Origin of the sequence: Devosia sp. (genome assembly GCF_024707125.1) — a bacterium.
Classification (GTDB): Bacteria; Pseudomonadota; Alphaproteobacteria; order Rhizobiales; family Devosiaceae; genus Devosia.
Map to the genome: position 1 here is coordinate 147,781 of NZ_JANQAH010000009.1, position 24,454 is coordinate 172,234.

The window sequence follows — 24,454 nt, forward strand, 5'->3', positions numbered from 1 at the left end:
TTAGCTCTGCATGCGCTTGAGAAGGTCCGTCAGGTCCTTTGCATGGGGGCTGGACTGCACGCGATCTGCAGCCAGATGTGGTCTGTGGGCCCTGACATCGGAGGGGCTGTAGGCAAATTCACGCCGGAAGGCGCGGCTGAATTCTGCAGCATCGTTGAAGCAGAAATCTTCTGCCACTTCGAAGATGCGCCGCCCGCTCAGGGGGTCGGCCAGCACCTTGTGCGCTGCCAGCAGCCGTCGCTTCTGGATATAGTGCATGATGCCGCCCGAGGCCTCGAAAAGTCGGTAGAGGCGGGAGCGGGAAACGCCCAGCCCGCGCAGGATGAAATTCACATCGAGCGCCGGATTTTGCAGATTATCCTGCACGCACTGTCGGGCGCGTTCGAGGAGGGCGTGGTTGATCAGCGCCCCGGCCTCTTCGAGGCGATCGGGCGACGGCGTAATCGCCGCAAGCAGCAGCGCGCGCGTGGCTGCGAAAAGCTCGGCGAGGTCCCCCGGCTGCAGCTGCGACATGCGGCTTTCCAGGCTCAGCATATAGTCGGCAAAAATGCCGCCCATGCCGTCTTGCAGCAGCGTGAGCGAGGCGGCGTCGAGGAGGTGGGCGGCGTCGCGGCAGGTATCGCGCGGGACATAGAGCAGATGCGCCTTGCCCGCCGTGACCTGGCCATGGAAGGGGTCGACGAGGGAGGTAAGCTGCGGAATTCCTGAAACATTTTCGAGAAGGACCCTGGAGCCCTCGATCGTGCATCGACCGGTGACGAAGAGCGAAACGACCCAATGATCCAATGGATCGCGCTTGGATTGCTCGGCGAGACTGGCAAAGCGCAGGCTGTCGGTCTCGATGGTCTGGAAGGCCATGCTGCCCAGATCCCAGGTGCGATGCCGGGCGCGAAAATTCCTGTTGTCCTGGCTCGGAAAGATGTCGAAGGCGGCGGAATGGACATCACGCCAGGCGTCGAACCGATCCGCGACAGGCACTTCACTGGTTGAAAAATCTATAGGCCTCAGACCGATAGCTTCGTCATTCGGCGAATCCATCAGCGGCACAACCGGCTGATATCGCGGACGAATACTGGACGCATGGTACATTCTGACGCTCCCCCTCAGAGTTTCCCGACCGAAGGCGGAAAACTGCTGGCCGCGGGACCGCGCCACGCGGCCCGTCTGGCCCCAAAAGGGACTGGCCGCAACGGTGCGCGGCCAAGCCACACACAAACAGAAGGCAAGAAGCCAAAGCGCCAAAAGCCAGGCGCTTCAGAGGTTTGGATAGTCGTCTGCCGGGGGGCCGCCAAAGTGCCCTCGGGTTCCCGAACGCTCCTCCGGCGCTGGCGATGGCTGCGACGAGCAACCAGTCTAGCGTCGAACGAGAAGTTGAAAAAGCCAAACAGGCAGAATGACTATGCGAGAACTTTATCCGAATATTGCCGCCGCCGACAAGCTGCTTGCCCCGAATGGCCAGAGACACGCAATTTGCTGAGTGAGAGTATCATATACTTCCGCGAACGGATGTGCATTCCGTCCCAGACCTTGTCTCTGCGTTCCTATCTGGCCGATCCATCGCCGCGCGTTGGCGTCTATTGGCTAACAGACTGTTACCCTCGATAGACGCAAACGCGCGAACAGGTGAAGATGGGCGGGATCTGACAGGCTCTATGGCTGGTCGCCGGTTATGTCCTTGTAGATCACCCCATCCTTCATGATGATGAGGAAGTTGTTTGCCGGATCGGCAACCAGGGTCAGGTCTTCGAGCGGATTGCCGTCAACGAGCAGCAGATCGGCATAGGCGCCTTCCTCGATGAGGCCGATACGCCCGGGATAGGGATTGCGCTCGCCCGAGAGCAGGAGCAGCTCGCCATTGGTGCCCGTGGCCATCTGCAGCGCTTCGACCGGGGTGTACCATTCGAGCAGGTTGAGCAGCATGTTGTTCTGGCCGCGGGCCAGAATGGGCGAGAACAGGATGTCTGTGCCCCAGGCCGTCTTGAGGTCGTACTTCTTGGCAAATTCGTAGACATTGCTGGTGCCGTGCAGCACCTCGTGGAATTTGTCCATGGAGGTGGGCGGCAGGCCCGCGCCGGCATTTTCGTCAAAAGGCTGGGTGCTGAGCCAGATGCCCTTCTCCGCCATCAGCTGCGCCGTCTCGTCATCGATCAGATGCGCATGCTCGATGACTTTTACGCCAGCATTGATCGCCGTCTGTACCGCCTGCGGCGTATAGGCATGGACGCCGACATAGGTGCCCCAGTTTGAGGCGGCTTGCACCGCAGCCTCGATCTCCACATCGATAAAGGTCGACGCATCGAGCGGGCTGAAGGGCGAGGCCACCCCACCGCCCGCCGTCAGCTTGATCTGGGAGGCGCCCTGCATCAATTGCTCGCGGGTGCGCATGCGGACTTCGTCGGGGCTGTCGACCACCATGGCCATGCCAGCCTCTTCCATCGGGGTCAGCTCACCGATCTTGCGCGGCAGATCGGCAAAGGTCCGGAAATCGCCGTGCCCGCTGGTAATGGTCAGCATCGCACCAGACGGATAGATACGCGGCCCGGGAATGAGGCCCTGGTCGATGATCTTCTTGAGCCCGAAGGCCGGACCGCCCAGATCACGCACCGTGGTAAAGCCGCGCATCAGTGTCGCTGTCGCCTCGACGCCGGCAACGAGATGCGTATAGCCCATATCGGCAAGGCCGGTATCGGGGGTGACCCCGATCAGCATGGTGTGCCAATGCGCGTCGATCAGGCCCGGCATCAGCACCTTGCCCTCGCCATCGATCACCGTGGCGCCGTCTTCGCTGATTGCAGCTGTCGAAATGCCGGCGATCTTGCCGTCCTTGACCAGAACATTGGATGGGCCACTCAGCGCATCCGACTGCCCATCAAAAATCATGACATTTTCGAACACGACCGGGGTTTTTGCCGTCTGGGCAAGGACTGCCGGCGCCGCCGCCAGCAGAGCCGCGGCCGCAACAGCCGGACCAACAAAAAACAACGACACCAGTGACTTGGCCTTAGAGACACTCATGGCACGCAGAGCTCCTTACACTTCCGGGAGGCAAAGCTTAGCCGGATGAGGGGGCCCAACAATCGCACAAAATCCCAAACTGCAGCCTGCCGTCCCAACTGTGGCTGGACAGGTCACGGGCGCTGGGCAGTTCACTGCATCTCAATGGCGGTGCTGCCCTCGGTCAGGCCCGAGGGCAGCCCAGTGTTTTCGGGCTCACGGGGGGCTGGGACAGTGGCAGGATCGCTGCCAGTGCCCATTACCAGACCTTGACCGAGGCGATCGCCCCCTGCAGTTGCCGGCTCAGGTTCGACATGTCGCGCCGTATCGAAGTGCAATTGCGGAAATCCCGGGCCGTGCAGAGATCGACGCTGAGCGAATTGCCGTGGATGGCGACCGAGGCGATCCGGTTGCGCCAATTGCCCAGATTGGCATTGCCGTTGCCGGGCCGCAGGCAAAAGCTGTCACCGCGGAAATTGGGGCGATCGTAGAAACAGGCGCGCGCCGGACCAGCGTCAAAATCGAAATCGGGCCAGGGCATGGGCGGCGGCGGTGCAGCAATGAGGCGCATCACATAGGATTGGGAGAGCCAGCCGGTATCGCGCCCGGCATTGACGAGGCACCAATTGCGTTCGCAACGGACGATCGTCACCTCTTCCCCCGAGCGTACCACGCGGATCACGGCATGGTTCGTGCCCGGCCCGTTGCGCAAATTGACATTGGCAACCGTGACCGCCGGCCCGAACATCTGGGCCAGGGCCGGCAGGGACAGCACCAAGACGGCAAAGGCCGCCATGGCAAACCGGACAAGCGTTCTAATCATAGTGAGACCTCCAATCGGACGCGGATCACTTGCTGCTTGTGCCGTCAAACCGGCTTCCTGACGAGCAAACCTGACCGCGCCTGCACAAATCCAAAATAGTAAATTTCGATTTGACTGACGCTATCACAGACAAAAAGCCGGACAACGCCACATGAAGATGGATCCTGAAAAGATGGACGGAATGCCAAGAATGTGGACTGCCGGACAAGAGTTTCAATTACTTCTCTATTGATCGAATTGCTTGCATGCGTGCTGAAGTTACACGGCCCGCTTTAGCGGAACGCTGGGCTCGTTATGCGGGGAGTGTCTGGGCACGCTGCCGAACCGCTGATCGGTGGATGGGATGAAAGCGTACAGGTGAGCGCCTTCTCCTCAAGGGAGCGGAGACAAGAGGTCTCGGCCGCCGTCTCAGTCCTCCAGCAAGCGGGAGCGGTTACTTTGGCGCCTTGTGGCTCCCCACCCCACCCTCATTCCCTCCCCACAAAGGGGAGGGGAGGCGCTTGCCTCAATGACACTGCTCTTTCGTCTCCCTCCCCCTTGTGGGGAGGGATTAAGGGGGGCCGATGCGTCACAAGTGAGTCCGATGCGTCACAAGTGAACAGTTCCCGCGACGGGGCCAAGGGAGTGTCCGCTCTGGATGCATCTTGTTGCCGTGACGCCTTCTAAGACACGGTGCGTGGGGCGAAAGCGCCCTGACCAAAGCCTTCCCTTGACGGGGCGGTTGGGAGGAGGCGCGGGTGGCGCAATGCTATGGCCCGCCCCATCAAGGGTAGACGGGCGCATGGTGCGCGAATGACGGAGAGCGCGAAAACCCTCAGCCGGCGGGACCACAAACGGCCAAAGCCCAAAACTACGACCGGCATTTTCGCGGGCAACGAAAGTTGGAAAGCGGGACGCCAAGCCTAGTGTGGGGACGCCTCGCCATTCTCCTCACGCCCCTGTGAGCGCTAGCCTCATCCGGCTCCAAAGAGGATTTGTGTTTTGTTGGAGCCAGTTAGGGGGCGGCGGTATGGCGGGAACTGACAAGGGGAAACTATCGCTCAATGCGCTGACGGCGATGGTCATAGGGTCCATGATCGGGGCCGGCATCTTTAACCTGCCGGGGCGCTTTGCGACCGCAACGGGACCTTTTGGCGCCATCACCGCCTGGGCCATTGCCGGCACCGGCATGTATATGCTGGCCCGCGTTTTCCAGTCGCTCGCGACCCGAAGACCCGACATCGATTCCGGCGTTTTCGCTTATGCCAAGGCCGGTTTCGGCGACTATATGGGGTTCCTCTCTGCCTTTGGCTATTGGCTCGGGAGCTGTCTCGGCAACGTCTTTTACTGGGTTCTTATCGGCTCGACACTGGGACGTTTCTTCCCTGAGCTCTTTGGCGATGGCAGCAGTCCCATTGCCATCATCGTGTCGCTGGCCGGCATCTGGGCCTTCCATTTCATGATCCTGCGCGGCGTCGAACAGGCCGCCTTCATCAATACCGTCGTGACCATCGCCAAGATCGTGCCGATCGTGGTGGCGGTCCTGATCTTCATTTTCTTCTTCAACTACAACCAGTTCTCCGAAAACTTCTTCGGCGGCCTCAACATGCCGGAAAAGAGCCTGGTGGCGCAGGTGCGCGACACCATGCTCATCACCGTCTTCGTCTTCCTCGGCATCGAAGGGGCCAGCGTGTATTCGCGCTTTGCCAAGAAGCGCGAGGATGTCGGCAGCGCCACGGTGCTGGGCTTTGTCGCCGTGACTGGCCTGATGGTCGCAGTCACCCTCCTGCCCTTTGCGACCGCCCCGCGCGCCGAAATTGCCGGGGTGGCGAACCCCTCCCTTGCCGGGGCGCTCGAACTGGTCGTGGGCCATTGGGGTGCCGTGTTCATTTCCATCGGTGTGCTGGTTTCGGTGCTCGGCGCCTATCTTGCCTGGTCGCTGATCTGCGCCGAGGTGATGTTCGCTGCGGCCAAGTCGCAGGACATGCCAAAAGATGTTCGCGGCGCAGAACGACAATGGCGTGCCGGCCAATGCGCTCTGGCTGACCAATATCGTGGTCTCGCTCTTTGTCATCTCGACCTATTGGTCGGCTGACGCCTTCAACTTCATGCTCGACATGACCAGCGTCACCGCGCTCCTGCCCTATCTGCTGGTGGCCGGCTATGGCGTCATCGTTGCCCGACGCGGCATCGGCTATGAGCCCAATGACAGCGAAAGGGGCATGGATCAGATCATCGCCTGGATCGCCGTCGTCTACACGCTCTTCATGTTCGTGGCCGCGGGGCTGAAATATGTCCTGCTCGTCGCCGTGCTCTTCGTTCCCGGAACCCTGATCCTCTATTTCTGGGCCCGCCGCGAGCAGCGCGCCAAATTCTTTACTCCGGTCGAACTGATCGTCTTCGGCGTCACCGTGCTGGCAGGCATTGCGGGCACGATCGGCCTTTTGACCGGCACCATTACCCCCTGATCGAGGAGCTTGAAGCATGGAAACCAGTTTTGGCGTCCATTCCGAAGTCGGCCAATTGCGCAAGGTCATGGTTTGCGCCCCCGGCCGGGCGCATCAGCGGCTGACGCCTTCCAACTGCGACGACCTGCTGTTTGACGACGTGCTTTGGGTCGATGTGGCCAAGCGCGACCATTTCGACTTCATGAACAAGCTGCGCGAGCGCGGCGTCGATGTCGTGGAAATGCACAATCTGCTCGAGGAAACCGTGGCGCTGCCCGAGGCGAGGGCCTGGATTCTCGACAACCAGATCGCGCCCAACAAGGTCGGCCCCGATCTCGTCGACGATGTCCGCTCCTATCTCGATGGCCTTTCCAACCGCCAGCTGGCCGAAACCCTGATCGGGGGACTCTCCACCTATGAGTTTCCCGATGATATCGGCGGGGAGCGCATGAACCTGGTGCGGGACGCCGCCGGGGTGAACGAATATCTCCTGCCCCCGCTGCCCAATACGCTCTACACCCGCGACACCACCTGCTGGATCTATGGCGGGGTGACGCTCAACCCGCTCTATTGGCCGGCGCGACACGAGGAAACGCTCCTCACCAGCTCCATCTACAAGTTCCATCCCGACTTTGCCGGCAAGGTGAATGTCTGGTGGGGCGATCCGACCAAGGAATGGGACCTGGCGACGCTCGAAGGCGGCGACGTTATGCCCATCGGCAAGGGCAACGTCTTGATCGGCATGAGCGAGCGCACCTCGCGCCAGGCAATCGCCCAGCTGGCGAAAACCCTCTTTGAAAAGGGCGCGGTGGAACGCGTCATCGTGGCCGCCATGCCAAAACTGCGCGCCGCCATGCATCTCGACACGGTCTTCACCTTCGCCGACCGCGACTGCGTGCTGATCTATCCAGATATCGTCAATCCCATCGAGTGCTTCTCCTATCGGCCCGATGGCAAAGGCGGGCTGGAGCTCAGCAAGGACAAGGGCGGGCTGGTCGAAACCGTACGCGAGGCGCTGGGGCTCTCAGCCATTCGCGTCGTCGAGACGGCCGGCAATGATTATACCCGCGAGCGCACCCAATGGGACAGCGGCGCCAATCTCGTCTGCGCCTCGCCCGGCGTCGTCTTCGCCTATGACCGCAACACCTATGTCAACACGCTGCTGCGCAAGGCGGGCATCGAGGTCATTACCATCTCGGGCTCCGAGCTGGGTCGCGGCCGTGGCGGCGGCCATTGCATGACCTGCCCGATCATCCGCGACGCCGTCGACTACTGACCGGTTCCAAGACACTCAATCCGAGGTGCAACATGTCTAGCAATTTCTGGGAAGTTCTCTGGCTGATCCTCTCCACCTTCTTCCTCATCACCTATCTCATCGTGCTGTTCCAGATCATCATCGACCTGTTCCGCGACCGCGAGATCGGCGGCTTTGCGCGGGCCATCTGGGTGATCGCACTGATCTTCGTGCCCATGCTGACGGCGCTGTTCTATCTGCTCATCCGCGGCAGCGGCATGGGGCGGCGGCAGATCCAGGCCAGTCAGGAGGCAAGGGCGGAGGCCGAAACCTATATCCGCAATGTCGCCGGCACCTCGCCGGCCGAACAGATCGCCCGGGCCAATGGCCTCCTGAAGGACGGGGTGATCTCCGAGGCCGAGTTCAACGCGCTCAAGGCCAAGGCGCTGGCATGAGCGAGACGGGTCGAGATGGCTCAACGGGAGTTCATGCCGGCATGACCGACAAGGGCCCGGGCCATGATCATGATCATGATCATGATCGAGATCACGACCCGATCATCCCGATTGTCGATGTCATCGTCGCGCAGTTGCGCGAACGGGCGGGGCGGCCCGATGCCGCCCTGACCTGCGCGGACCTGTTAGGGATGGTCGGCGAGCGTTCGCATGTGCTGGCGATCATGCTCTTTGCGCTGCTCAACCTCCTGCCCGGCCCGCCCGGTTACAACTTCCTTATGGCCGTGGCCATGTTCGCGGTCGGCATATCCATGCTGCTGCGCCAGCCACTGAGCTTTGGCAGCTGGTTTGGCCGCATGCCGCTGCCGCTCAAAGTCATCAAGAAGCTGCTCGAGGCGCTGGCCATGATCGTGCGCTGGGTCGCAAAGATTTCAGCGCCCCGCTGGCGCGGGCTGACCGGACCGGGCGCCATGCCCTTCGTGGCCGTGATCGCCATCGTCCTGGCGCTGGTCAACATGGCCCCGGTGCCGTTCATGAATCTCATTCCTTCGGCGGGGCTGGCCGTCATCTGCATGGGCGTCCTCAACCAGGACGGCATCGCTGTCCTCGCGGGCGTCGCCATCGGCGCCCTGGGCACTCTGGTGGCGCTGGTCGCCATCTGGCTGATCTTCGTGCTCGCCTTCGCCCTGGGCGATATCGTCGAGCATGTGGTGGAGGGGGATGACCCCTGACGGGATAGGCCGGTCGCCTCCGGGTGCGCGGCAGAGCATGAAAACCGGCCCGCGGGCCAGAACGACACACAAGTGCAAGGAGTTACCAAATGGCGGCGTCTTCCAAGCGTTGGGCGGTTACGTTCAGCCTGTTGCGCGGCGCGCTACTGCTGATCGGTGGGCTTGTCGCCATGTTTCTCCCCGACTACGCGCTGAAGGTCGTGGTGGTGGTCGGCGGCACGGTGCTGCTGGTCGATGGCGTGCTGGGGGCCCTGGCGAGCCAGAATTACGGCATTGAATCGAGCTGGCCGTTCTGGCTGAGCCTGGTGCGCGGCGGCCTCGCCGCGCTGGCCGGCATAATGCTGCTCCTGAGCCCTTTCCTTGCAGGCATGCTGACCCCCGAAGTCCTCTCCTGGGTGATCGGGCTCGGCGCCATTGCCGTAGGCCTGACGGAAGCCTTCATCCTGATCCGCTACCGCAAGAATTCTCCGCCGGTCTGGACCTCGGTTGCCGGCGCCGCGATCTACATCGTGCTCGGCGCCCTGCTCATCGCCCTGCCGATGACCGGCGCACTCCTCCTGATGCAGATCGGGGGCGGCCTCGTTGCCCTTTTTGGCCTGATACAGATCGTGCGCAGCTGGGGTGCGGCCAAGGAACGGCTGGCGCGGGGCTGAACGTTTGCCGTTTCCGAGGAGCGCCACCAAATGCAGCCATCAGCGCCACCCAGAACCATCAAAGAGCCCTCGCTTGTCGACGCGCTGATCCCGCTCGCCGTGCTGGCGGTGCTGATTTCGGCGGCGGTCTATCTCTTCGGTAACGACGCCATGGAAGGGCCGCTGCAGGTGGCGCTGATCTTTTCAGCGCTCACCGCCGCCCTCATCGTGCTCAAGAATGGTCACTCCTGGGAGGAGGTGGCAGAGGCCGGGCGCAAGGGCGTCTCCTCGGTAGTCAGCGCCATCTTCATCCTCTTTGCCATCGGCGCGCTGATCGGCGCCTGGAACATGGCCGGCACCATCCCGACCCTGGTCTATTATGGCATCATGGTGATGAACCCCGACTGGTTCTACCCGGCCGCCTTCCTCATCTGCGCGCTCATCTCCTTCGGCATTGGCAGCTCCTGGACCACTGCCGGGACCATTGGCGTCGGCCTGGTCGGCCTCTCCATCATGGTGGGTGTCTCCGTGCCGATCACGGCGGGCGCCGTGATTTCCGGCGCCTATGTGGGGGAAAAAATGTCCCCGCTCTCGGAAACCGCCATCCTCGCCGCACAACTGACCGATACGCCGATCCATACCCATTTGCGGGCCCAGGCCTGGAGTTCCATCCCCGCTTTGCTCATCGCGCTTACGGGCTTCATCCTCTTCGGGGCCTTTGACGGCACGTCCGGCGCCAGCGACGCGCTGATCGATTCCGAATTGGCCGCCCTGTCGCAGCTGTTTTCGATCACGCCATGGACCTTGCTCCCGGTGGTCCTGCTCGTCGCGCTTTCGGCGCTAAAAGTTCCAGCTTCCCTCGCCATCGCCTCCTCCGCGCTGGCCGCCGCCATCCTGGCGCCCTTCCTGCAATCCGACGCGGTGCTGCGTTTCGTCAATGCGCCCGACCTGCCCCCGATCGTGGCCCATATCAAGGCTGGCTGGCAGGTGATGGCGACGGGGTTCGAGGCCCGATCCGGTCTCGAACAGGTGGATAGCCTGCTCTCGCGCGGCGGCATGGCGAGCATGCTTCTCACCATCTGGCTCATTCTGGGGGCGCTGGTCTTCGGGTCGCTCCTCGACGAATTCGGGCTGCTGCTCAAGCTCGTGACCCCGCTGATCTCGCGGGCCAAAACCACCGGCTCGCTTGTTGCCACTGTCGTCGGCTCGGCTCTGGGGCTCAATGTCGTGGCGGGGGACCAATATGTGGCCGTTGTCCTGCCGGCGCGAATTTTCAGCGCCGAGTTCAAAAAACGCGGCCTTGCCTCAAGCAATCTCTCCCGTGCGGTGGCCGATGGCGGTAGCGTCACCTCGCCGCTGATCCCCTGGAATTCCTGCGGCGCCTATATGGCGGCCGTGCTGGGCGTGCCGGCGCTGGTCTATCTGCCGTTTTGCCTCTTCAATATTGCCAGCCCCCTCATGACCCTTCTTATTGGGGCGACAGGCTGGCGGGTGGTAAAGCTCGGCAAAGAAGAAGCGCGTCCGGACGCCATTGCCGGCTAAGCGCTTCGCAATTTCCAGGTTTTCACCAAAACCGCAGCCAGTATGAGCGACGTTTTGTCCGAGCCAGGAGGCGAATAAACTAGGCCAGTGCGGAGAGGAGTTCGGCCAGATGGGTGACCGTGGCCGGCCGCTTGCCGACCGGGCGCACCGGGATCAATCGCCCCTCATGCCGTGCTTCGCTGGGGCTATAGCCAAAATGGCGCTTGAAGGCGCGGCTGAATTCCGAGGGTTCGAGAAAGCCACGCTCGGCCGCGATCTCGTAAATGGAACGCATATCGGTGCCGGAAGACAGGGCGCGATGGGCATCCTGCAGCCGGGCCGCGCGAATATAGTGCACGACACCGCCCAGTGGCTCGAAGAGGCGATAGAGCGCGGTTCTGGACATGCCCAAATGGCGACAAAGCTCCCGGACACCAAGCCGGGCCGAGAGCAGGTTCTGTCGGATGAAGCGTTTGGCGCGCTCCAGCTGCGTCGCCTGCAGCACCGGCATGGCTTCGGCCAGTGTATCGGGGCCCGGCGCGGTGCAGGCAATCAGCATGGCCCGCGTTGCCGCGACGACAGCAGGCAGATGTTCCGCGCCGAGCCGCGGCAATTGCCGCTCCAGCGAATGCATGTAATCGGCCAGGAGCCCGCCGAGCTGGGAGGCGACGTGGCGCTCATGCAGTGCATCGAGGCCCCGCGCCCCCGCCGGACAGAAATCGCGCGGCACCACCAGGGCCACGGCATCGAAATCGGTCGTTGAACCGGCGCTAACGCGGTGCATGGATCGCACATAGCAGAGCCCCGCGCCCGCCCTGTGCCCGGCTTCCGAACGCATGCTGCCCCGCCTTGGGGCAACCAGAAGCCAGTGATCCACCGCATCAGCCCGCAAACGGATTGCATCGCGGCGAAAATCGAGAGCGGGCATTGTCGTGTGGGTCAGGGCCAGAGGTCCCAGATCCCAGGCCAGCGACCGCGCGGAAAAGCCCCTTTCAACAGGGCTGTGCGGGGTCATCGCCACGAGCGGCCGCATGATTGAAAGCCAGGCATCGAACTGGTGCTCCCGCTCGACACTTGCCGTGGTAAAGACATAACTCGGAACACGTTCGGCCGTGGCTGCCTCATCCATAGCCCAACTCCCGGAAAACTGCCGCACCGCAGGTCATCTGGCACCATCCAAGCGCTGGACGGGCACGGACCCTTGCAGGGTCAACGCCCTGCCGCCGCACAAACTTTGATGGCGCACTGCCCGAAACGGCCGGAAAATGCCAACGGGCGAGCCTAAAGCGCGTCGCGATCTCAAGGATTCGCTCCCGGCGCTTTAGGTCCTTGTTGTTGCGCAGGTCTTTGTCCCGAAACCGGTGTTCGCTTTCGGGAGACAGGTTTTAGAAGCGGTTCGCCGTGAACGTACGCCGGGAGACGCCGGCAACGGTCGGATGATAGGTGCAGCGCAGGGCCCTGATGCTCAGCATGTCGCCGGCAAAGGCGCCGCTGATCGCGCCCATAAAGTTCGCCGTGGGCCGGCAATCGACCGCCGCAGCTTCCCAGGCCCGGCGGTTGCCGCAGGACGTGCGATGCAGATCCATGAAAATGTCCCGACCCGAAACGTGCCAATCCATGCGGCCATCGCAGCGGGCGCCGCCGCCGCGAACAGTATAGGTGCCGCGGCGTTCGAAGCAGAAGGTCAGCCGATAGGGGCCAAAGAGGGTTTCATTGGCCCGGAAGCAGCCATTGACCGCGACGCCCCCGGGATGGTCAGGCACCATGACCATGGGCGCTATGTCTTGCCCGAACGTCGGAGAAGCGAGGCCGGCCAACATCGTTGCAGCCGCGAAAAGTAATTTGAAACCGATGCCTTTCACGAGAACGCACTCCTCCAAGCGTCGAGCGGTCAGTCCTGCTCAAGGCAAGTCTAGCCAATGCATGGGGTGGTTTTGATGTGCATGGCGTCCCGCAACTTTACCCCGTGTCCCTATTTGCAGAGCTGCCGGGAGCGATCCTTTCCCCAGCGCTCATTCTTGGATTAGCTAAATCCCTGCCGTGCATTTCAAGAAGAGAGAATTCATGACCAAGGATCACGAAGAGGGTTTTGATCGGCGCGACTTCATGATCGCCTCCCTGGGGGCCGTCAGCGCCGCCGCGGCGCTGATGACAAGCCCGGCCATGGCACAGGACGCCGCGGCGCCGAAAACCGAAGGCGGCACCGTTTTTACCGGCGATATCATCAGCGGCAAGCAGGTGATCTCGGCGCTCGATATCGAGACGCTCGAACCGGGAAAGCACTTTTTCTATTTCCAGGGCGTGCAGATGCCCACCGGCCAGCACTGGTATGTGTCCGTTGCCGTGACCAAGGGCGAAAAACCGGGCAAGCGCGTGGGCCTGATCAGCGGCGTGCACGGGGATGAAATGAGCCCCATTCACACCATTCAGAAGGTGCTGGCCGAGCTCGATCCCGCGCAGATGTCGGGCAGCGTGCTGGCCGTGTTCGACCTGTCGCGGCCCGCCGTCGAAGACATGACCCGCCGCTGGCACAATTCGGGGCGCGGCATGGACCTGATCGACATGAACCGCCTGTTCCCCGGCAATGAAAACGCGCCCGATGCTCCGGTGCGTCATGCCGGCCTCGTCTTCAACCGGCTGCTGCGCAATAATCTCGACTATGCCATCGACTTCCACACGGCCGCCACCGGCATGGACGCCACATCGTTTCACCTGGCGCGCATGGACCTTCCCGAAGTACGCGCCATGGCCGAGCTCTATCCAATCGACCACATCTTCGACAACATCGCCTATCCCGGCATTTTGCCTAATGCGCTGATCGATGCGGGCATTCCTTCCTTCACGCCCGAAATCGGCCGCCCGCGCATCTTTGATCACGAGATGATCCCCCTCTTCGTCGAAGGGACGATGAATGTGCTTAAATATCACGGCGTGATTGCCGGGGAGATCGGGCGGACGGGGAAGGATAGCGGCGTCTTCATCGGCGATGCCATGGCGCCTGTTATCACCACCCATGGTGGCTTCGTCGAACTGCTGGTCGAACTCAACGAGGCCGTCGAGGCCGGGCAGAAGGTTGCCATCCAGCGCAATACATTTGGCGAAGTGGTCGCCGAATATACCGCGCCGCGCAGCGGCGAAGTGCTGGCGCGCCGGACCGACGCCACCTGCGAAGAAGGAATGATCATCCTCTCCTTCCTCTTCGACAGCACCGTGCCGGAAGGCGGCGACCAGATCGTCGAATGAGCTTTTTGGGGTCGGGCAATGTCCGGCCCCTTTCCATCAATCTGACTTTCGGGAGTTAGTCTCATGACGAACGGATTTCATCGCTTTTTCAGGGGATCGCTGCTGGCGGTTGTGCCGCTGATGCTCGTCGGCGCGGCGGAGGCCGCAGGCTGGACGGCGCGCGGCAATGAGCCGGGATGGCATGTCGAAGTCAGCGATACCGCGATCAGTTTCTCCAGCATGGAGGGCGAGACTTTTTCCATCGAGCCGGTGCCGGAGCCGGTGCGCGCGGAAGATATTGAAGTCTATACGGGCGCGGCCGGCGATGAGGCCTTTACGCTCGTTGCCATCGACAAGATCTGTACCGACAATATGTCAGGCATGCCTTTCCCCAAGGCCGTGGTGGTGACGATCGGCGAACGAGCGCTGGTCGGCTGCGGCGGCGATCCGCTGAGCCTGCTGGTCGGGGACTGGAAGGTCGAGGAAATTTCGGGCGAGGCGGTCATCGCCAACTCGGAAACCTCCCTCGCCTTCGATCTCGACGGCAGCATCCACGGCAATGCCTCGTGCAACCGCTTCTTTGGCGGTTTTACTCTGACCGGCGAAGGCCTGACCCTGTCGCCCGGCGGCGCCACCATGATGGCCTGCGATCAGGGCCTGATGGAGCAGGAACAGAAATTCCTGGCCGCGCTTGAGAATGTTAACCGCTTCGAGAGTCTGCCGGATGGCGGGTTGCGGCTGGTGGATGTGGAAGGCAATACGGTTCTTGCCCTCCGCCAATAGCGAGCGAAGTCAGGCCCGCGCCTGCTTCCAGACATAGCGCCGGTAAAGGGTCGAGCGATCGACCCCGAGGGCCCGCGCCGCCGCCGACAGGTTGCCATTGTGCCGCGCGATGGCACGGCGCATGGCCACTTCGGTTATGTTTTCGATGTCGCCATCGGGCAGGGATGGTTCCGGTGGCTTTTCTGTCATGGCGGGGAGCGATGCAGCAGTGATCGGCTCGCCCGGATCGTTGAGGGCGGCCATGGCGCGCAGGCACCCGACGAGCTCGCGAAAATTGCCTGGCCAGTGATAGGCGGCGAGCTGTTCGAGCACCGGTTTTGGCAATTTGCCGTGGCGCTGGGCGACCTGCGACCACAGCGCTTCGATGAGCGCGGGGCGGTCGCTGCGCTCGGCGAGCGATTGCAGCGTGATCGTATATTGGGCGATGCGAAAATAGAGATCGGCGCGAAAAGTGCCGGCTTCGACCATCGCCTGCAGATCGCGATTGGTCGCGGCTATGGGCACGAAATCGGCCTTTTGCGGAGCGCCGCCGCCGAGCGGGGCGACTTCCTTGTCCTGCAGGACGCGGAGGAGGCGCGACTGCAAAGCGAGCGGCATGTCGCCGATTTCGTCGAGAAAGAGAATGCCGCCTTCGGCCTGTTGCACTAGACCCCTCGCGCCCGACTTCTTGGCGCCGGTAAAGGCGCCGGCTTCGTAGCCGAAAAGCTCGGCTTCGATCAGGCTTTCAGGCAGCGCGGCGCAATTGATGGCGATGAAGGGTTTTCCCACGCGGTTGGTTTTGGCGTGGAGATGCCGGGCGAAGACTTCCTTGCCCGCACCGGTTTCCCCGGCGATGAGCAAGGGGATTTCGGCATTGACGAGGCGAATGCCTTTGGTGAGATCGGCCTTGGCTTCGGGCGAGAGAATGGGGCCGTCGTGCCGAATGCGGGTATCGCGGGCAATGGTGCCGGAGACCCGCAGCGGGGTGGCGCGTGGTTGGGTGACGGCGGCGAAGAAGCGTTCGCCATTGCGGCTGCGGAGGACGCCATTGTCGACCGCGAGCGCGGCTTCGGCGAAGATTTCTTCGCTTGTGGCTTTGCGCAGCGCCTTGCGATCGAGCCCGACCAGATGCAGCGCGCGGCGATTGCCGGCGACCAGTTTTTCACCATCGAAGACCAGCACGCCCTCGCGGGCCGTGCCCAGGAGATCGGCGGAGCGATGGAACCGGACGACGGTCATTTCCTCAAAGGCGCGATTGAAGAAGCGGTGTTCGATCTGCTCAACCGCGAGGCGGACGAGGCCCATGGCATGGGTATGCTCGGCCGAGGCATGGCCCGACATGTCGAGCACGCCGGCGAGCTTGCCATATGGATCGAAGATGGGAGAGGCCGCGCAATGGAGGATGCCGTGTGGCTCGAAGAAATGTTCGGCGCCGTGAACTTCGATGGCGCGGCGTTCGGCCAGCGCCGTGCCGATGGCATTGGTGCCGGTGGAAGTTTCGGACCAGGCGACGCCGGGGCGTAGCGCCACCTGGGCGGCGCGGCCGGCGAATTCGGGACTGCCGGCGGTGTCGAGCACGAGGCCCTTGGCATCGGTGAGGATGACGACGCTATCGGTGAGCTTGGCTTCCATGCGCAGCGAGACGAGTTCGGAGCGCGACAGGAGGCGCAGGGTTTCGTTCTGCTCGTGAAGGCCCCGCAATTCGGCGGCACTCATGGGTTCGGCGAGCACGGCGCTGCCGGCATCAAGCCCCTGTTCGGCACAGCGTTGCCAGGAGCGCAGGATGGGCGCCGGGACCAGACCTTCGGGTAGGTCCAATCCGGAGAAGAATTTTTCGCGAGCAGCGGCCAGAGCCACCTCGGACGCAGTGTTCATCCTCGTTTCCTCCCAGTTGTGGCAGTTTGCAACAGGTGTTGCATCTGCCATCGCCTCTGGTTGTGGCAAAGTGTTGCATCCGGAAATTCCATTCGTCCAGCCAATTGCGCATCACGAAAACTTCGACTGCTGCGCCAATGACTTGGCCAATGCTGGCATGGCGGTTGCAATGAGGCAGGCATCCAAAAAGGGAGGATGCCATGAACAAACCGGAATTCGTCGGCCAGCGGACCAAGTCTCCGTACAAGGCCAAATATGGCAATTACATCGGTGGGCAATGGGTCGGTGCCGTCGACGGCGAGACGTTTGAAAATACCTCGCCCGTGACCGGCCAGGTCATCTGCGAAGTTGCGCGCTCCAAGGCGGCCGATGTCGAAAAGGCGCTCGATGCCGCGCACAAGGCGGCGCCGGCATGGGGCCGCACCTCGGTGGCGCAGCGCGCCGTGATGCTCAACAAGATCGCCGACCGGATGGAGGAGCATCTGGACGAAATCGCCCTGGCCGAGACCTGGGACAATGGCAAGCCGATCCGCGAAACGACGGCCGCCGATATTCCGCTCGCCATCGACCATTTCCGTTATTTCGCCGGCGCCATTCGTGCGCAGGAAGGCGGGATTTCGGAAATCGACCACGATACCGTGGCCTATCATTTCCATGAGCCGCTGGGGGTCGTCGGGCAGATCATTCCGTGGAATTTTCCGATCCTGATGGCCGTCTGGAAACTGGCCCCTGCCCTCGCGGCCGGCAATGCCGTGGTGCTCAAGCCTGCCGAGCAGACGCCGGCCTCGATCCTCTATCTCATGGAGCTGATCGAGGACATTCTGCCCCCGGGCGTCGTCAATATCGTCAATGGCTTTGGGCTCGAAGCGGGCAAGCCGCTGGCTTCGTCCAACCGCATCGCCAAGATCGCCTTTACCGGCGAGACGACGACGGGACGGCTGATCATGCAATATGCCAGCCAGAACCTCATTCCGGTGACGCTCGAACTTGGTGGCAAATCGCCGAACATCTTCTTCTCGGACGTGGTCAACGAAGATGATGATTTCTTCGACAAGGCGCTCGAAGGCTTCGCCATGTTCTCGCTCAACCAGGGCGAAGTCTGCACCTGCCCCAGCCGCGCCCTGATCCAGGAAAATGTCTATGACCGCTTCATGGAGCGGGCGATCAAGCGCGTGGAGGCCATCAAGCAGGGTTCGCCCTTCGAGATGTCGACCATGATCGGTGCACAGGCATCGAGCGAGCAGCTCGAAAAAATCCTGAGCTACCTTGATATCGGCAAGCAGGAAGGCGCCAAGGTGCTTACCGGCGGCGAGCGCAACAATCTCGAGGGCGAACTGGCCGGCGGTTATTATGTGAAGCCGACGGTCTTTGCCGGCACCAACAAGATGCGCATTTTCCAGGAAGAGATCTTTGGGCCGGTGGTTTCGGTGACGACCTTCAAGGACGATGCCGAAGCGCTCGAAATCGCCAATGACACGCTCTATGGCCTCGGCGCCGGCATCTGGACCCGCGATGGCAACCGGGCCTATCGCTTCGGTCGCGCCATTCAGGCCGGTCGCGTCTGGACCAATTGCTACCACGCCTATCCCGCCCATGCGGCCTTCGGCGGCTATAAGCAATCGGGTATCGGCCGCGAAAACCACCGCATGATGCTCGACCATTACCAGCAGACCAAGAACATGCTGGTTTCCTACTCCCCCAAGAAGCTCGGCTTCTTCTGAAGCCATACCGTTGCGCTCCTCCCAAGGCGCAGCCCCCGGGGGATCACCCCTGGGGGCATCCACGGGAGGATCAAAGTTCGTTCCGGCAGGTGGGCCTGACCACCCCCCCAACTCTCCCCCCACGGCGGGCCGGCCTGTCGGAACGAAATCTCTTTTTTGCGGGAGAGGGAAATGACCGATTTTGTGGACCGCGTGGTGGCGACTTCAGCGGCTTTGGACTTGATACACGACATCGAGGCGCGCCACGGCAAGGTGATGTTTCACCAGTCTGGCGGCTGCTGCGATGGCTCTTCGCCCATGTGCTACCCCATAGGCGACTTTATCCTCGGCGATCGCGATGTGCAGATGGGCGAAATCGGCGGCGCGCCCTTCTACATGTCGCCCAGCCAGTTCGAATATTGGCAACATACCCAGCTCATCATCGACGCCATTCCTGGGCGGGGTGGCATGTTCAGCCTGGACAATGGGACGGAGCGGCGGTTTCTCACTCGGTCGCGGGTGTTTTCGGATGAGGAGCATGCGCGGAGACGGCCGATTGCGGTGCAGTGAAGGGGCGTAAGAACGCCCCTCCCCGTCGTCATTGCCGGGCTTGTCCCGGCAATCCATCTCGCCAAGGCATGGACCACCGGGACAAGCCCGGTGGTGACGAGTGACGAGACGTTGCGATCTCAATGAAACTGAGCCGTCTCCGTCGATTCCCCCATCGCCGTCGTGGCGCTCTTGCCTTCGCTCACGGCCAATGAGACTGCGTCGAAATAGCTGGTGCCCACTTCGCGCTGGTGGCGAACCGCCGAAAAACCATGGGCTTCGGCGGCGAATTCGGCTTGTTGCAGGCGGGAATAGCCGGCCATGCCGTCGGCCTTGTAGGCGCGGGCCAGTTCGAATGTGGTGAGGCTGAGATTGTGGAAGCCGGCCAGGGTGATGAACTGGTATTTGTAGCCCATGGCGGCGATTTCGCGCTGAAAACTGGCCATGGCGGTCTCGTCCATATGCCGCGCCCAATTAAAACTCGGCGAGCAATTATAGGCCAGCATCTGCTCCGGATGGACCTTGCGGACGGCCTCGGCGAACTTTTTGGCCTCGGCGAGATCGGGCTTGCTGGTTTCGCACCAGATGAGATCGGCATAGGGCGCATAGGCAATACCCCTCGCGATGGCGGCGTCGATGCCGCCCTTGAGGCGATAGAATCCTTCGGGTGTGCGCTCGTCGGTCACGAAGGGCCGGTCATATTCATCGATATCCGAGGTGATGAGACGCGCTGCTTCCGCATCAGTGCGGGCCATGATCAATGTGGGAACATCTATGACGTCGGCGGCGAGACGCGCGGCGTTGAGGGTGCGGATGAATTGGCTGGTGGGCACCAGCACCTTGCCGCCAAGATGCCCGCACTTCTTTTCCGAAGCCAATTGATCCTCGAAATGCACGGCAGCGGCGCCGGCCTCGATCATGGCTTTCATCAGTTCAAAGGCATTGAGCGCGCCGCCAAAGCCGGCTTCGGCATCGGCGATGATGGGGACGAAGAAGTCGAGGTCGGTGGTCGCGATCCCGTCGGCCTGTTCCATGCTCTGGATCTGGTCGGCGCGCTGCAGCGCCTTGTTGATGCGGCGGACCACGGCGGGAACGCTGTCGACGGGGTAAAGCGACTGGTCGGGATACATATTGCCCGAGGAATTGGCGTCGGCGGCGACCTGCCAGCCCGAGAGATAAATGGCCTGTAAGCCGGCTTTCACCTGCTGCACCGCCTGGTTACCCGTAAAAGTGCCGAGAGTGGGCACGAAATCCTGACTGTGCAGCAGTTCCCACAGGCGGCGGGCGCCGTTCTCGGCCAGCGTGTGGCGGATCGGCAGGGAGCCGGAGAGGCGCGCGACATCGGCGCGAGAAAAGGTGCGGGAAATGGTCTTCCAGCGATCGGGCGCATAGTCGGGCGCCGGAAACTGTTCGGGTTGGCTGGGCTTGTCGAGCATGTCGGGTCTCCTCAATTGGACATGGCTTCGCCGGTCCCGCCCGGAGGCGGGATCAGGCATTTTGCTGAGAAAGGCGGGGTGTTAGGCGGGGACCTTGCGGCTAAAGGTGGCGGCGAACATGCCACCGCCGGAGAACAGTTCTGTGCTGTCGGCGCCGCTGACCAGGGCAAACTGGTGACGGCCGATCTTGCCGGCAATGGCATAGCCCTGTTCGTCGAGGCCGCGCGCCTTGAACTGGGCCATGGCTTCGTGGGCGCTGGGGGCGATGATGGTCAGATATTCTTCGCGTTCGCTGATGCTGGGGCTCATCTCCGGAACTCCTCTTGGCTGGATGATGTAAAGATTTGACAATTCTGCGCAGAAGGCAAGAATAGATCGGAAATCAGCCAGTAAAGCTGTCAATCGCAGTCAATTTTGACGCTGTGAATTGTAAAGTCTGTAAAGACTGGCACGGAGGAGACGATGGTTGCCGAAGCCGAAATGCAGATCGGCGGCCGCATCAAGCGGCTGCGACGGCAGAAGAAAGTGTCGCAGGCGGACCTGGCCCAGGCACTGGGTATTTCTGCCAGCTATCTGAACCTGATCGAGCACAATCGCCGCAAGGTGACGGTGCCCCTGTTGTTTTCGCTGGCCGGGCAATTGGGCGTTGAGCCCGGCGAATTGGTGGACAGCGACGAGGGGCGGCTGGTTGGCGACCTGATGGAGGCTTTTGGCGATGACCTTTTTGCCGATAGCGACATCACCAATCTCGAAATCCGCGATCTCGCGCAATCCAACCCCGCGGCGGCGCGGGCGGTTCTGCGGCTTTACGATCGCTATCGGCTGCTGGGCAGCGCCGGGGCGCAGAAGGTCGATGTAGCGGAGCCGCCGTTTCACATGGCGACCGATGCCATTTCCGATTTCCTGCAGGAGAGCGCCAGCCACTTTCCGGCACTGGAGGCGGCGGCGGAGCGCATTCGCGGCGATATCGACAACTTTGGGGACAGTTTTGAGAGCGGATTGAAAGCCTATCTCTTCAATGTCTTTGGGCAGGAGGTGCGGCTGGCCTCGCTGCCACACGGCATTGCAAGGCAGCGCGATCCCTCGGGGCGAGCCATCCTGATTTCCGACCTCATACCGAGCGAAACCGCGCAATTCCTCCTCGCCCATCATCTGGGAGAACTGGCGGCCGGGGCCGAGATCGAGGCCATCATCGACGCGGCAAACCTGTCCGAGGGCGATGCGCCGGCCTTGGCGCGAAACGTCCTGGCAGCTTATTTCGCCGGGGCGTTGATCATGCCCTATGAGCCTTTCCTGAAAGCGTGCCGCGACCATCGCTATGATATCGAGCGTATCGGGCGACGTTTTGCGGCCAGCTTCGAGCAGGTCTGCCACCGCATGACGACGCTACAGCGCAAGGGGGCGCAGGGCATTCCGCTGCATCTGGTGCGTACCGATATTGCCGGGAACATTTCAAAGCGCTTTTCGCTGTCGGGGATTCACATTCCGCGCCATTCGGGCGCCTGCCCGCGCTGGAATGTCTATGAGGCTTTCATGGCGCCCGAGCGCATTCATGTGCAGGTGAGCCAGATGCCTGACGGGCAGCGCTATTTCTGCATTGCCCGCACCATCACCAAGGGCGGCTATCGCTACAATGCGCCCAAAAGCTATCTCTCCATCGGCCTTGGCTGCTCGGCGCACCATGCGCGGGACATGGTCTATGCCGATGGCATTGATGTGTTCGGCGAGGGCCAGGCCGTGCCGGTCGGAACTGGCTGTCGATCCTGCCCACGCATGGAATGCGGCCAGCGGGCGCATCCGCCGGCAGACCATAGGTTCAGCCTCGATGGGACGAGCCGCCCCGAGAGCTTTTATGCGCGGATGACGTGACGGAAAGGAGGGAAACTGGCGGAGAGAGAGGGATTCGAACCCCCGATAGAGTTGCCCCTATGCCGCATTTCGAGTGCGGTGCATTCAACCGCTCTGCCATCTCTCCGCGAGATCGAAAAGGGATCGTTGAAAATCCCGGCCGGTCGATACGGGGCGGCTTATGGCATAGCGTGAGGCGGGCTGCAACACCCCTTATGCGCGGATGTCACAGAAAGCGATCCCCTCCTCATGCAGTCACAAATACGTGTCGAGCGATCTCCTTTCGCAAATCCGCGTTGTTGTGGCGTCAGGCACAAATCTTTTCAGGGAAACGACTTATGGTTACGCGACGCACACTCGTTGCCGGCATGGCCGGCTTGCCAATAGCCGGACTTGCGGCCAATCTTTTGAGCACCAGCTTTGCATTTTCCCAGGACGCAACCATGGCCGATACTATTGCTACGAGCGGGGGCGACCTCGCCATTCATCCGGTCGAACATGCGAGCCTGGTGCTCGAATGGGGTGGCAAGGTCATCTATGTCGACCCCGTGGGCGGGGCCGCGCTCTATGAAGGCCTGCCGGCCCCCACTGCTATTCTCATCACCCATGGCCACGGCGACCATTTTGATGTGCCGACCCTGGAAGCCATTGCCGGCGCGGCGCCGCTCCTCACCAACGAAGACGTTTTTGGGAAATTGCCCGAGGGGCTTAAGGCCAATGCCAAATCCATCGCCAACGGTGCGGATGGCGAGCTTGATGGCGTCAAACTGAAAGCCATTGCGGCGCACAACACCACCGAAGACCGCATGCGCTACCATCCGGTCGGGGTCGGCAATGGCTATGTGCTTACGTTCGGCGACACGCTTGTCTATGTGGCCGGAGACACCGAGCCGACCGAGGACATATTGGCGCTGACGGGCATTGCCGTCGCTTTCCTGCCCATGAACCTGCCCTATACGATGACGCCCGAGCAGGCCATTGAAGCGATCAATGTCTTCAAGCCCAAGATCATCTATCCCTATCACTATGGCGACAGCGACCTTTCGGTGCTGGAAGCCGGGGTTGGCGACCATACCGAAGTGCGGCTGCGGGACTGGTATCCGAACGGCAGGGGCTGAGGGGCCAAAACGCCGCCGAAAACCGCGACGGCGCTTGACTCTTGAGGCCTTTTTCACGATAAGCCCCCGATCCCACGCGCACTGGTCCCACCGGTGCGCTGGTTTTGTTTGAAAACGCTGCTTGAGGCTGCCGGTCGGAAATCTCCGGCCCAAGACTTGAAAACCGCGGAAGAGGCATGAAAGCCGCGGTGCCGCAGGGCGCGACAGAAAAGGGACCGGGCGTTTGAAGCGTTCGGTTGTGCATATGACTTTTGCAGTCATCAAGACGGGCGGCAAGCAGTACAAGGTTGCTGCCAATGACGTCATCAAGATCGAAAAGCTCGACGCCGAAGCCGGCGACATCGTCACCTTTGACGAAGTCCTGATGGTTGGCGACGTGATCGGCGCTCCGCTGGTTGAAGGCGCACTCGTTGCTGCCGAGCTGGTCGAGACCAAGAAGCAGAAGACCGTCATCATCTTCAAGAAGCGTCGCCGCCACAATTCGCGTCGTCGCAACGGTCACCGCCAGCTGCTGACCACCGTTCGTATCACCGAAATTCTGACCGGCGGCGCCAAGCCGACGATCAAGGCTGCCGCCAAGGCCGAAGCATCAGACGCCGTGACCGAAAAGGCCCCGGCCAAGAAGGCTGCCAAGGCTGACGCTGCCGAAGCAACCGAAGCCAAGGCCGCACCGAAGAAGGCTGCGCCCAAGAAGGCCGCTGCTGAAGGCGAAGCCGCTGAAAAGCCGGCAAAGAAGGCCCCGGCCAAGAAGGCCGCTCCCAAGGCCGACCAGGAATAAGAGGAAGCTAGACCATGGCACATAAGAAAGCAGGCGGTTCATCCCGCAACGGTCGTGATACCGCTGGCCGTCGTCTCGGCGTGAAGAAGTTCGGTGGCGAAGCTGTCGTCGCCGGCAACATCATCATCCGTCAACGCGGCACCAAGTGGGCTGTCGGCACCGGTGTTGGCCTCGGCAAGGATCACACGATCTATGCTCTGGTTGATGGCAGCGTCGCGTTCCGCACCCGCGCGAACAATAAAGTACACGTGTCTGTCATCCCGGCAGAGGCCGCCGAATAACCCGGCAGGCTCGACTAACCCGCCGGTGACCAGTTCCCGGCGGCGTTTGGCGACACACCAGACTTGCGA

General features: G+C 62.0%; 21 protein-coding genes, 1 tRNA gene and 1 pseudogene. 14 read left to right on the top strand and 9 right to left on the bottom strand.

Annotation, left to right across the window (positions count from 1 at the left end; genetic code table 11):
• The 3 genes from NVV77_RS10625 to NVV77_RS10635 form a co-directional block, all read right to left on the bottom strand.
• A complete protein-coding gene (locus NVV77_RS10625; RefSeq protein ID WP_295412826.1) occupies window positions 1–1,089 on the bottom strand; it encodes a helix-turn-helix domain-containing protein in 1,089 nt (362 codons plus the stop codon).
• A gap of 561 nt (window positions 1,090–1,650) precedes the next feature.
• On the bottom strand, window positions 1,651–3,015 hold the full coding sequence (locus NVV77_RS10630) for an amidohydrolase family protein (RefSeq protein WP_295412828.1): 1,365 nt from the start codon (window positions 3,013–3,015) through the stop codon (window positions 1,651–1,653).
• A gap of 238 nt (window positions 3,016–3,253) precedes the next feature.
• On the bottom strand, window positions 3,254–3,817 hold the full coding sequence (locus NVV77_RS10635) for an SH3 domain-containing protein (RefSeq protein ID WP_295412831.1): 564 nt from the start codon (window positions 3,815–3,817) through the stop codon (window positions 3,254–3,256).
• Window positions 3,818–4,826: 1,009 nt separating this feature from the next.
• On the opposite strand from NVV77_RS10635, the pseudogene NVV77_RS10640 reads away from it, so the two are divergent.
• The 6 genes and pseudogenes from NVV77_RS10640 to NVV77_RS10665 all read left to right on the top strand — a co-directional run bounded on the left by NVV77_RS10640 (window position 4,827) and on the right by NVV77_RS10665 (window position 10,837).
• Window positions 4,827–6,264 (top strand): annotated as a pseudogene (locus NVV77_RS10640) (basic amino acid/polyamine antiporter).
• Between the two features lie 16 nt (window positions 6,265–6,280).
• Window positions 6,281–7,519: an arginine deiminase gene (locus tag NVV77_RS10645; protein ID WP_295412832.1), complete on the top strand. Its 1,239-nt coding sequence runs from the start codon at window positions 6,281–6,283 to the stop codon at window positions 7,517–7,519.
• Window positions 7,520–7,551: 32 nt separating this feature from the next.
• On the top strand, window positions 7,552–7,932 hold the full coding sequence (locus NVV77_RS10650; RefSeq protein ID WP_295412835.1) for an SHOCT domain-containing protein: 381 nt from the start codon (window positions 7,552–7,554) through the stop codon (window positions 7,930–7,932).
• Window positions 7,933–7,973: 41 nt separating this feature from the next.
• Complete coding sequence (locus NVV77_RS10655) at window positions 7,974–8,663, top strand: exopolysaccharide biosynthesis protein (RefSeq protein ID WP_295412837.1); 690 nt, start codon at window positions 7,974–7,976, stop codon at window positions 8,661–8,663.
• Window positions 8,664–8,752: 89 nt separating this feature from the next.
• Window positions 8,753–9,316 (top strand): HdeD family acid-resistance protein, encoded by a 564-nt coding sequence (locus NVV77_RS10660; RefSeq protein ID WP_295412840.1) that lies wholly within the window; start codon window positions 8,753–8,755, stop codon window positions 9,314–9,316.
• Between the two features lie 30 nt (window positions 9,317–9,346).
• Window positions 9,347–10,837 (top strand): Na+/H+ antiporter NhaC family protein, encoded by a 1,491-nt coding sequence (locus tag NVV77_RS10665; RefSeq protein ID WP_295412843.1) that lies wholly within the window; start codon window positions 9,347–9,349, stop codon window positions 10,835–10,837.
• 79 nt (window positions 10,838–10,916) lie between these two features.
• Here NVV77_RS10665 and NVV77_RS10670 read toward each other — a convergent pair whose 3' ends face one another.
• Both NVV77_RS10670 and NVV77_RS10675 read right to left on the bottom strand, forming a co-directional pair.
• Complete coding sequence (locus NVV77_RS10670; RefSeq protein WP_295412845.1) at window positions 10,917–11,945, bottom strand: helix-turn-helix domain-containing protein; 1,029 nt, start codon at window positions 11,943–11,945, stop codon at window positions 10,917–10,919.
• Window positions 11,946–12,201: 256 nt separating this feature from the next.
• Window positions 12,202–12,588, bottom strand: a complete 387-nt coding sequence (locus NVV77_RS10675; RefSeq protein ID WP_295412848.1) for a hypothetical protein — start codon at window positions 12,586–12,588, stop codon at window positions 12,202–12,204.
• 292 nt (window positions 12,589–12,880) lie between these two features.
• Here NVV77_RS10675 and NVV77_RS10680 point away from each other — a divergent pair, with 292 nt between their 5' ends.
• Complete coding sequence (locus NVV77_RS10680) at window positions 12,881–14,059, top strand: succinylglutamate desuccinylase/aspartoacylase family protein (protein WP_295412850.1); 1,179 nt, start codon at window positions 12,881–12,883, stop codon at window positions 14,057–14,059.
• Window positions 14,060–14,122: 63 nt separating this feature from the next.
• Entirely contained in the window at window positions 14,123–14,821 is a 699-nt protein-coding gene (locus tag NVV77_RS10685) for an META domain-containing protein (protein ID WP_295412853.1), read from the top strand.
• A gap of 9 nt (window positions 14,822–14,830) precedes the next feature.
• On the opposite strand, the gene NVV77_RS10690 is transcribed toward NVV77_RS10685, so the two are convergent.
• On the bottom strand, window positions 14,831–16,675 hold the full coding sequence (locus tag NVV77_RS10690) for a sigma-54-dependent Fis family transcriptional regulator (RefSeq protein WP_295412855.1): 1,845 nt from the start codon (window positions 16,673–16,675) through the stop codon (window positions 14,831–14,833).
• A 200-nt stretch (window positions 16,676–16,875) separates the two neighbouring features.
• On the opposite strand from NVV77_RS10690, the gene adh reads away from it, so the two are divergent.
• Both adh and NVV77_RS10700 read left to right on the top strand, forming a co-directional pair.
• Complete coding sequence (adh, locus tag NVV77_RS10695; protein ID WP_295412858.1) at window positions 16,876–18,396, top strand: aldehyde dehydrogenase; 1,521 nt, start codon at window positions 16,876–16,878, stop codon at window positions 18,394–18,396.
• A 171-nt stretch (window positions 18,397–18,567) separates the two neighbouring features.
• Window positions 18,568–18,945, top strand: a complete 378-nt coding sequence (locus NVV77_RS10700; protein ID WP_295412859.1) for a DUF779 domain-containing protein — start codon at window positions 18,568–18,570, stop codon at window positions 18,943–18,945.
• Window positions 18,946–19,064: 119 nt separating this feature from the next.
• On the opposite strand, the gene aceA is transcribed toward NVV77_RS10700, so the two are convergent.
• Window positions 19,065–20,360: an isocitrate lyase gene (gene aceA / locus NVV77_RS10705; RefSeq protein ID WP_295412862.1), complete on the bottom strand. Its 1,296-nt coding sequence runs from the start codon at window positions 20,358–20,360 to the stop codon at window positions 19,065–19,067.
• Between the two features lie 81 nt (window positions 20,361–20,441).
• Window positions 20,442–20,669 (bottom strand): hypothetical protein, encoded by a 228-nt coding sequence (locus NVV77_RS10710; protein ID WP_295412864.1) that lies wholly within the window; start codon window positions 20,667–20,669, stop codon window positions 20,442–20,444.
• Between the two features lie 153 nt (window positions 20,670–20,822).
• Here NVV77_RS10710 and NVV77_RS10715 point away from each other — a divergent pair, with 153 nt between their 5' ends.
• Window positions 20,823–22,229, top strand: a complete 1,407-nt coding sequence (locus NVV77_RS10715) for a short-chain fatty acyl-CoA regulator family protein (RefSeq protein ID WP_295412867.1) — start codon at window positions 20,823–20,825, stop codon at window positions 22,227–22,229.
• A gap of 16 nt (window positions 22,230–22,245) precedes the next feature.
• Here NVV77_RS10715 and NVV77_RS10720 read toward each other — a convergent pair.
• A tRNA-Ser gene (locus tag NVV77_RS10720) sits at window positions 22,246–22,335 on the bottom strand.
• A gap of 316 nt (window positions 22,336–22,651) precedes the next feature.
• On the opposite strand from NVV77_RS10720, the gene NVV77_RS10725 reads away from it, so the two are divergent.
• The 3 genes from NVV77_RS10725 to rpmA all read left to right on the top strand — a co-directional run bounded on the left by NVV77_RS10725 (window position 22,652) and on the right by rpmA (window position 24,385).
• Window positions 22,652–23,326, top strand: coding sequence for an MBL fold metallo-hydrolase (locus NVV77_RS10725; RefSeq protein ID WP_295412870.1), 675 nt, complete (start codon window positions 22,652–22,654; stop codon window positions 23,324–23,326).
• A 244-nt stretch (window positions 23,327–23,570) separates the two neighbouring features.
• Window positions 23,571–24,104 carry a 50S ribosomal protein L21 gene (gene rplU / locus NVV77_RS10730; RefSeq protein ID WP_295414430.1) on the top strand — a complete coding sequence of 178 codons (534 nt, stop codon included), beginning with the start codon at window positions 23,571–23,573 and terminating at the stop codon, window positions 24,102–24,104.
• 14 nt (window positions 24,105–24,118) lie between these two features.
• Window positions 24,119–24,385, top strand: coding sequence for a 50S ribosomal protein L27 (rpmA, locus tag NVV77_RS10735; RefSeq protein WP_092426362.1), 267 nt, complete (start codon window positions 24,119–24,121; stop codon window positions 24,383–24,385).
• Window positions 24,386–24,454: the final 69 nt, after the last annotated feature.

Excerpts from the sequence above, each read along its gene's own strand:
- NVV77_RS10625 (WP_295412826.1), bottom strand. The coding sequence starts at position 1,089 with ATGTACCATGCGTCCAGTATTCGTCCGCGATATCAGCCGGTTGTGCCG.
- NVV77_RS10630 (WP_295412828.1), bottom strand. The coding sequence starts at position 3,015 with ATGAGTGTCTCTAAGGCCAAGTCACTGGTGTCGTTGTTTTTTGTTGGT.
- NVV77_RS10635 (WP_295412831.1), bottom strand. The coding sequence starts at position 3,817 with ATGATTAGAACGCTTGTCCGGTTTGCCATGGCGGCCTTTGCCGTCTTG.
- NVV77_RS10645 (WP_295412832.1), top strand. The coding sequence starts at position 6,281 with ATGGAAACCAGTTTTGGCGTCCATTCCGAAGTCGGCCAATTGCGCAAG.
- NVV77_RS10650 (WP_295412835.1), top strand. The coding sequence starts at position 7,552 with ATGTCTAGCAATTTCTGGGAAGTTCTCTGGCTGATCCTCTCCACCTTC.
- NVV77_RS10655 (WP_295412837.1), top strand. The coding sequence starts at position 7,974 with ATGACCGACAAGGGCCCGGGCCATGATCATGATCATGATCATGATCGA.
- NVV77_RS10660 (WP_295412840.1), top strand. The coding sequence starts at position 8,753 with ATGGCGGCGTCTTCCAAGCGTTGGGCGGTTACGTTCAGCCTGTTGCGC.
- NVV77_RS10665 (WP_295412843.1), top strand. The coding sequence starts at position 9,347 with ATGCAGCCATCAGCGCCACCCAGAACCATCAAAGAGCCCTCGCTTGTC.
- NVV77_RS10670 (WP_295412845.1), bottom strand. The coding sequence starts at position 11,945 with ATGGATGAGGCAGCCACGGCCGAACGTGTTCCGAGTTATGTCTTTACC.
- NVV77_RS10675 (WP_295412848.1), bottom strand. The coding sequence starts at position 12,588 with ATGGTCATGGTGCCTGACCATCCCGGGGGCGTCGCGGTCAATGGCTGC.
- NVV77_RS10680 (WP_295412850.1), top strand. The coding sequence starts at position 12,881 with ATGACCAAGGATCACGAAGAGGGTTTTGATCGGCGCGACTTCATGATC.
- NVV77_RS10685 (WP_295412853.1), top strand. The coding sequence starts at position 14,123 with ATGACGAACGGATTTCATCGCTTTTTCAGGGGATCGCTGCTGGCGGTT.
- NVV77_RS10690 (WP_295412855.1), bottom strand. The coding sequence starts at position 16,675 with ATGAACACTGCGTCCGAGGTGGCTCTGGCCGCTGCTCGCGAAAAATTC.
- adh (WP_295412858.1), top strand. The coding sequence starts at position 16,876 with ATGAACAAACCGGAATTCGTCGGCCAGCGGACCAAGTCTCCGTACAAG.
- NVV77_RS10700 (WP_295412859.1), top strand. The coding sequence starts at position 18,568 with ATGACCGATTTTGTGGACCGCGTGGTGGCGACTTCAGCGGCTTTGGAC.
- aceA (WP_295412862.1), bottom strand. The coding sequence starts at position 20,360 with ATGCTCGACAAGCCCAGCCAACCCGAACAGTTTCCGGCGCCCGACTAT.
- NVV77_RS10710 (WP_295412864.1), bottom strand. The coding sequence starts at position 20,669 with ATGAGCCCCAGCATCAGCGAACGCGAAGAATATCTGACCATCATCGCC.
- NVV77_RS10715 (WP_295412867.1), top strand. The coding sequence starts at position 20,823 with ATGGTTGCCGAAGCCGAAATGCAGATCGGCGGCCGCATCAAGCGGCTG.
- NVV77_RS10725 (WP_295412870.1), top strand. The coding sequence starts at position 22,652 with ATGGCCGATACTATTGCTACGAGCGGGGGCGACCTCGCCATTCATCCG.
- rplU (WP_295414430.1), top strand. The coding sequence starts at position 23,571 with ATGACTTTTGCAGTCATCAAGACGGGCGGCAAGCAGTACAAGGTTGCT.
- rpmA (WP_092426362.1), top strand. The coding sequence starts at position 24,119 with ATGGCACATAAGAAAGCAGGCGGTTCATCCCGCAACGGTCGTGATACC.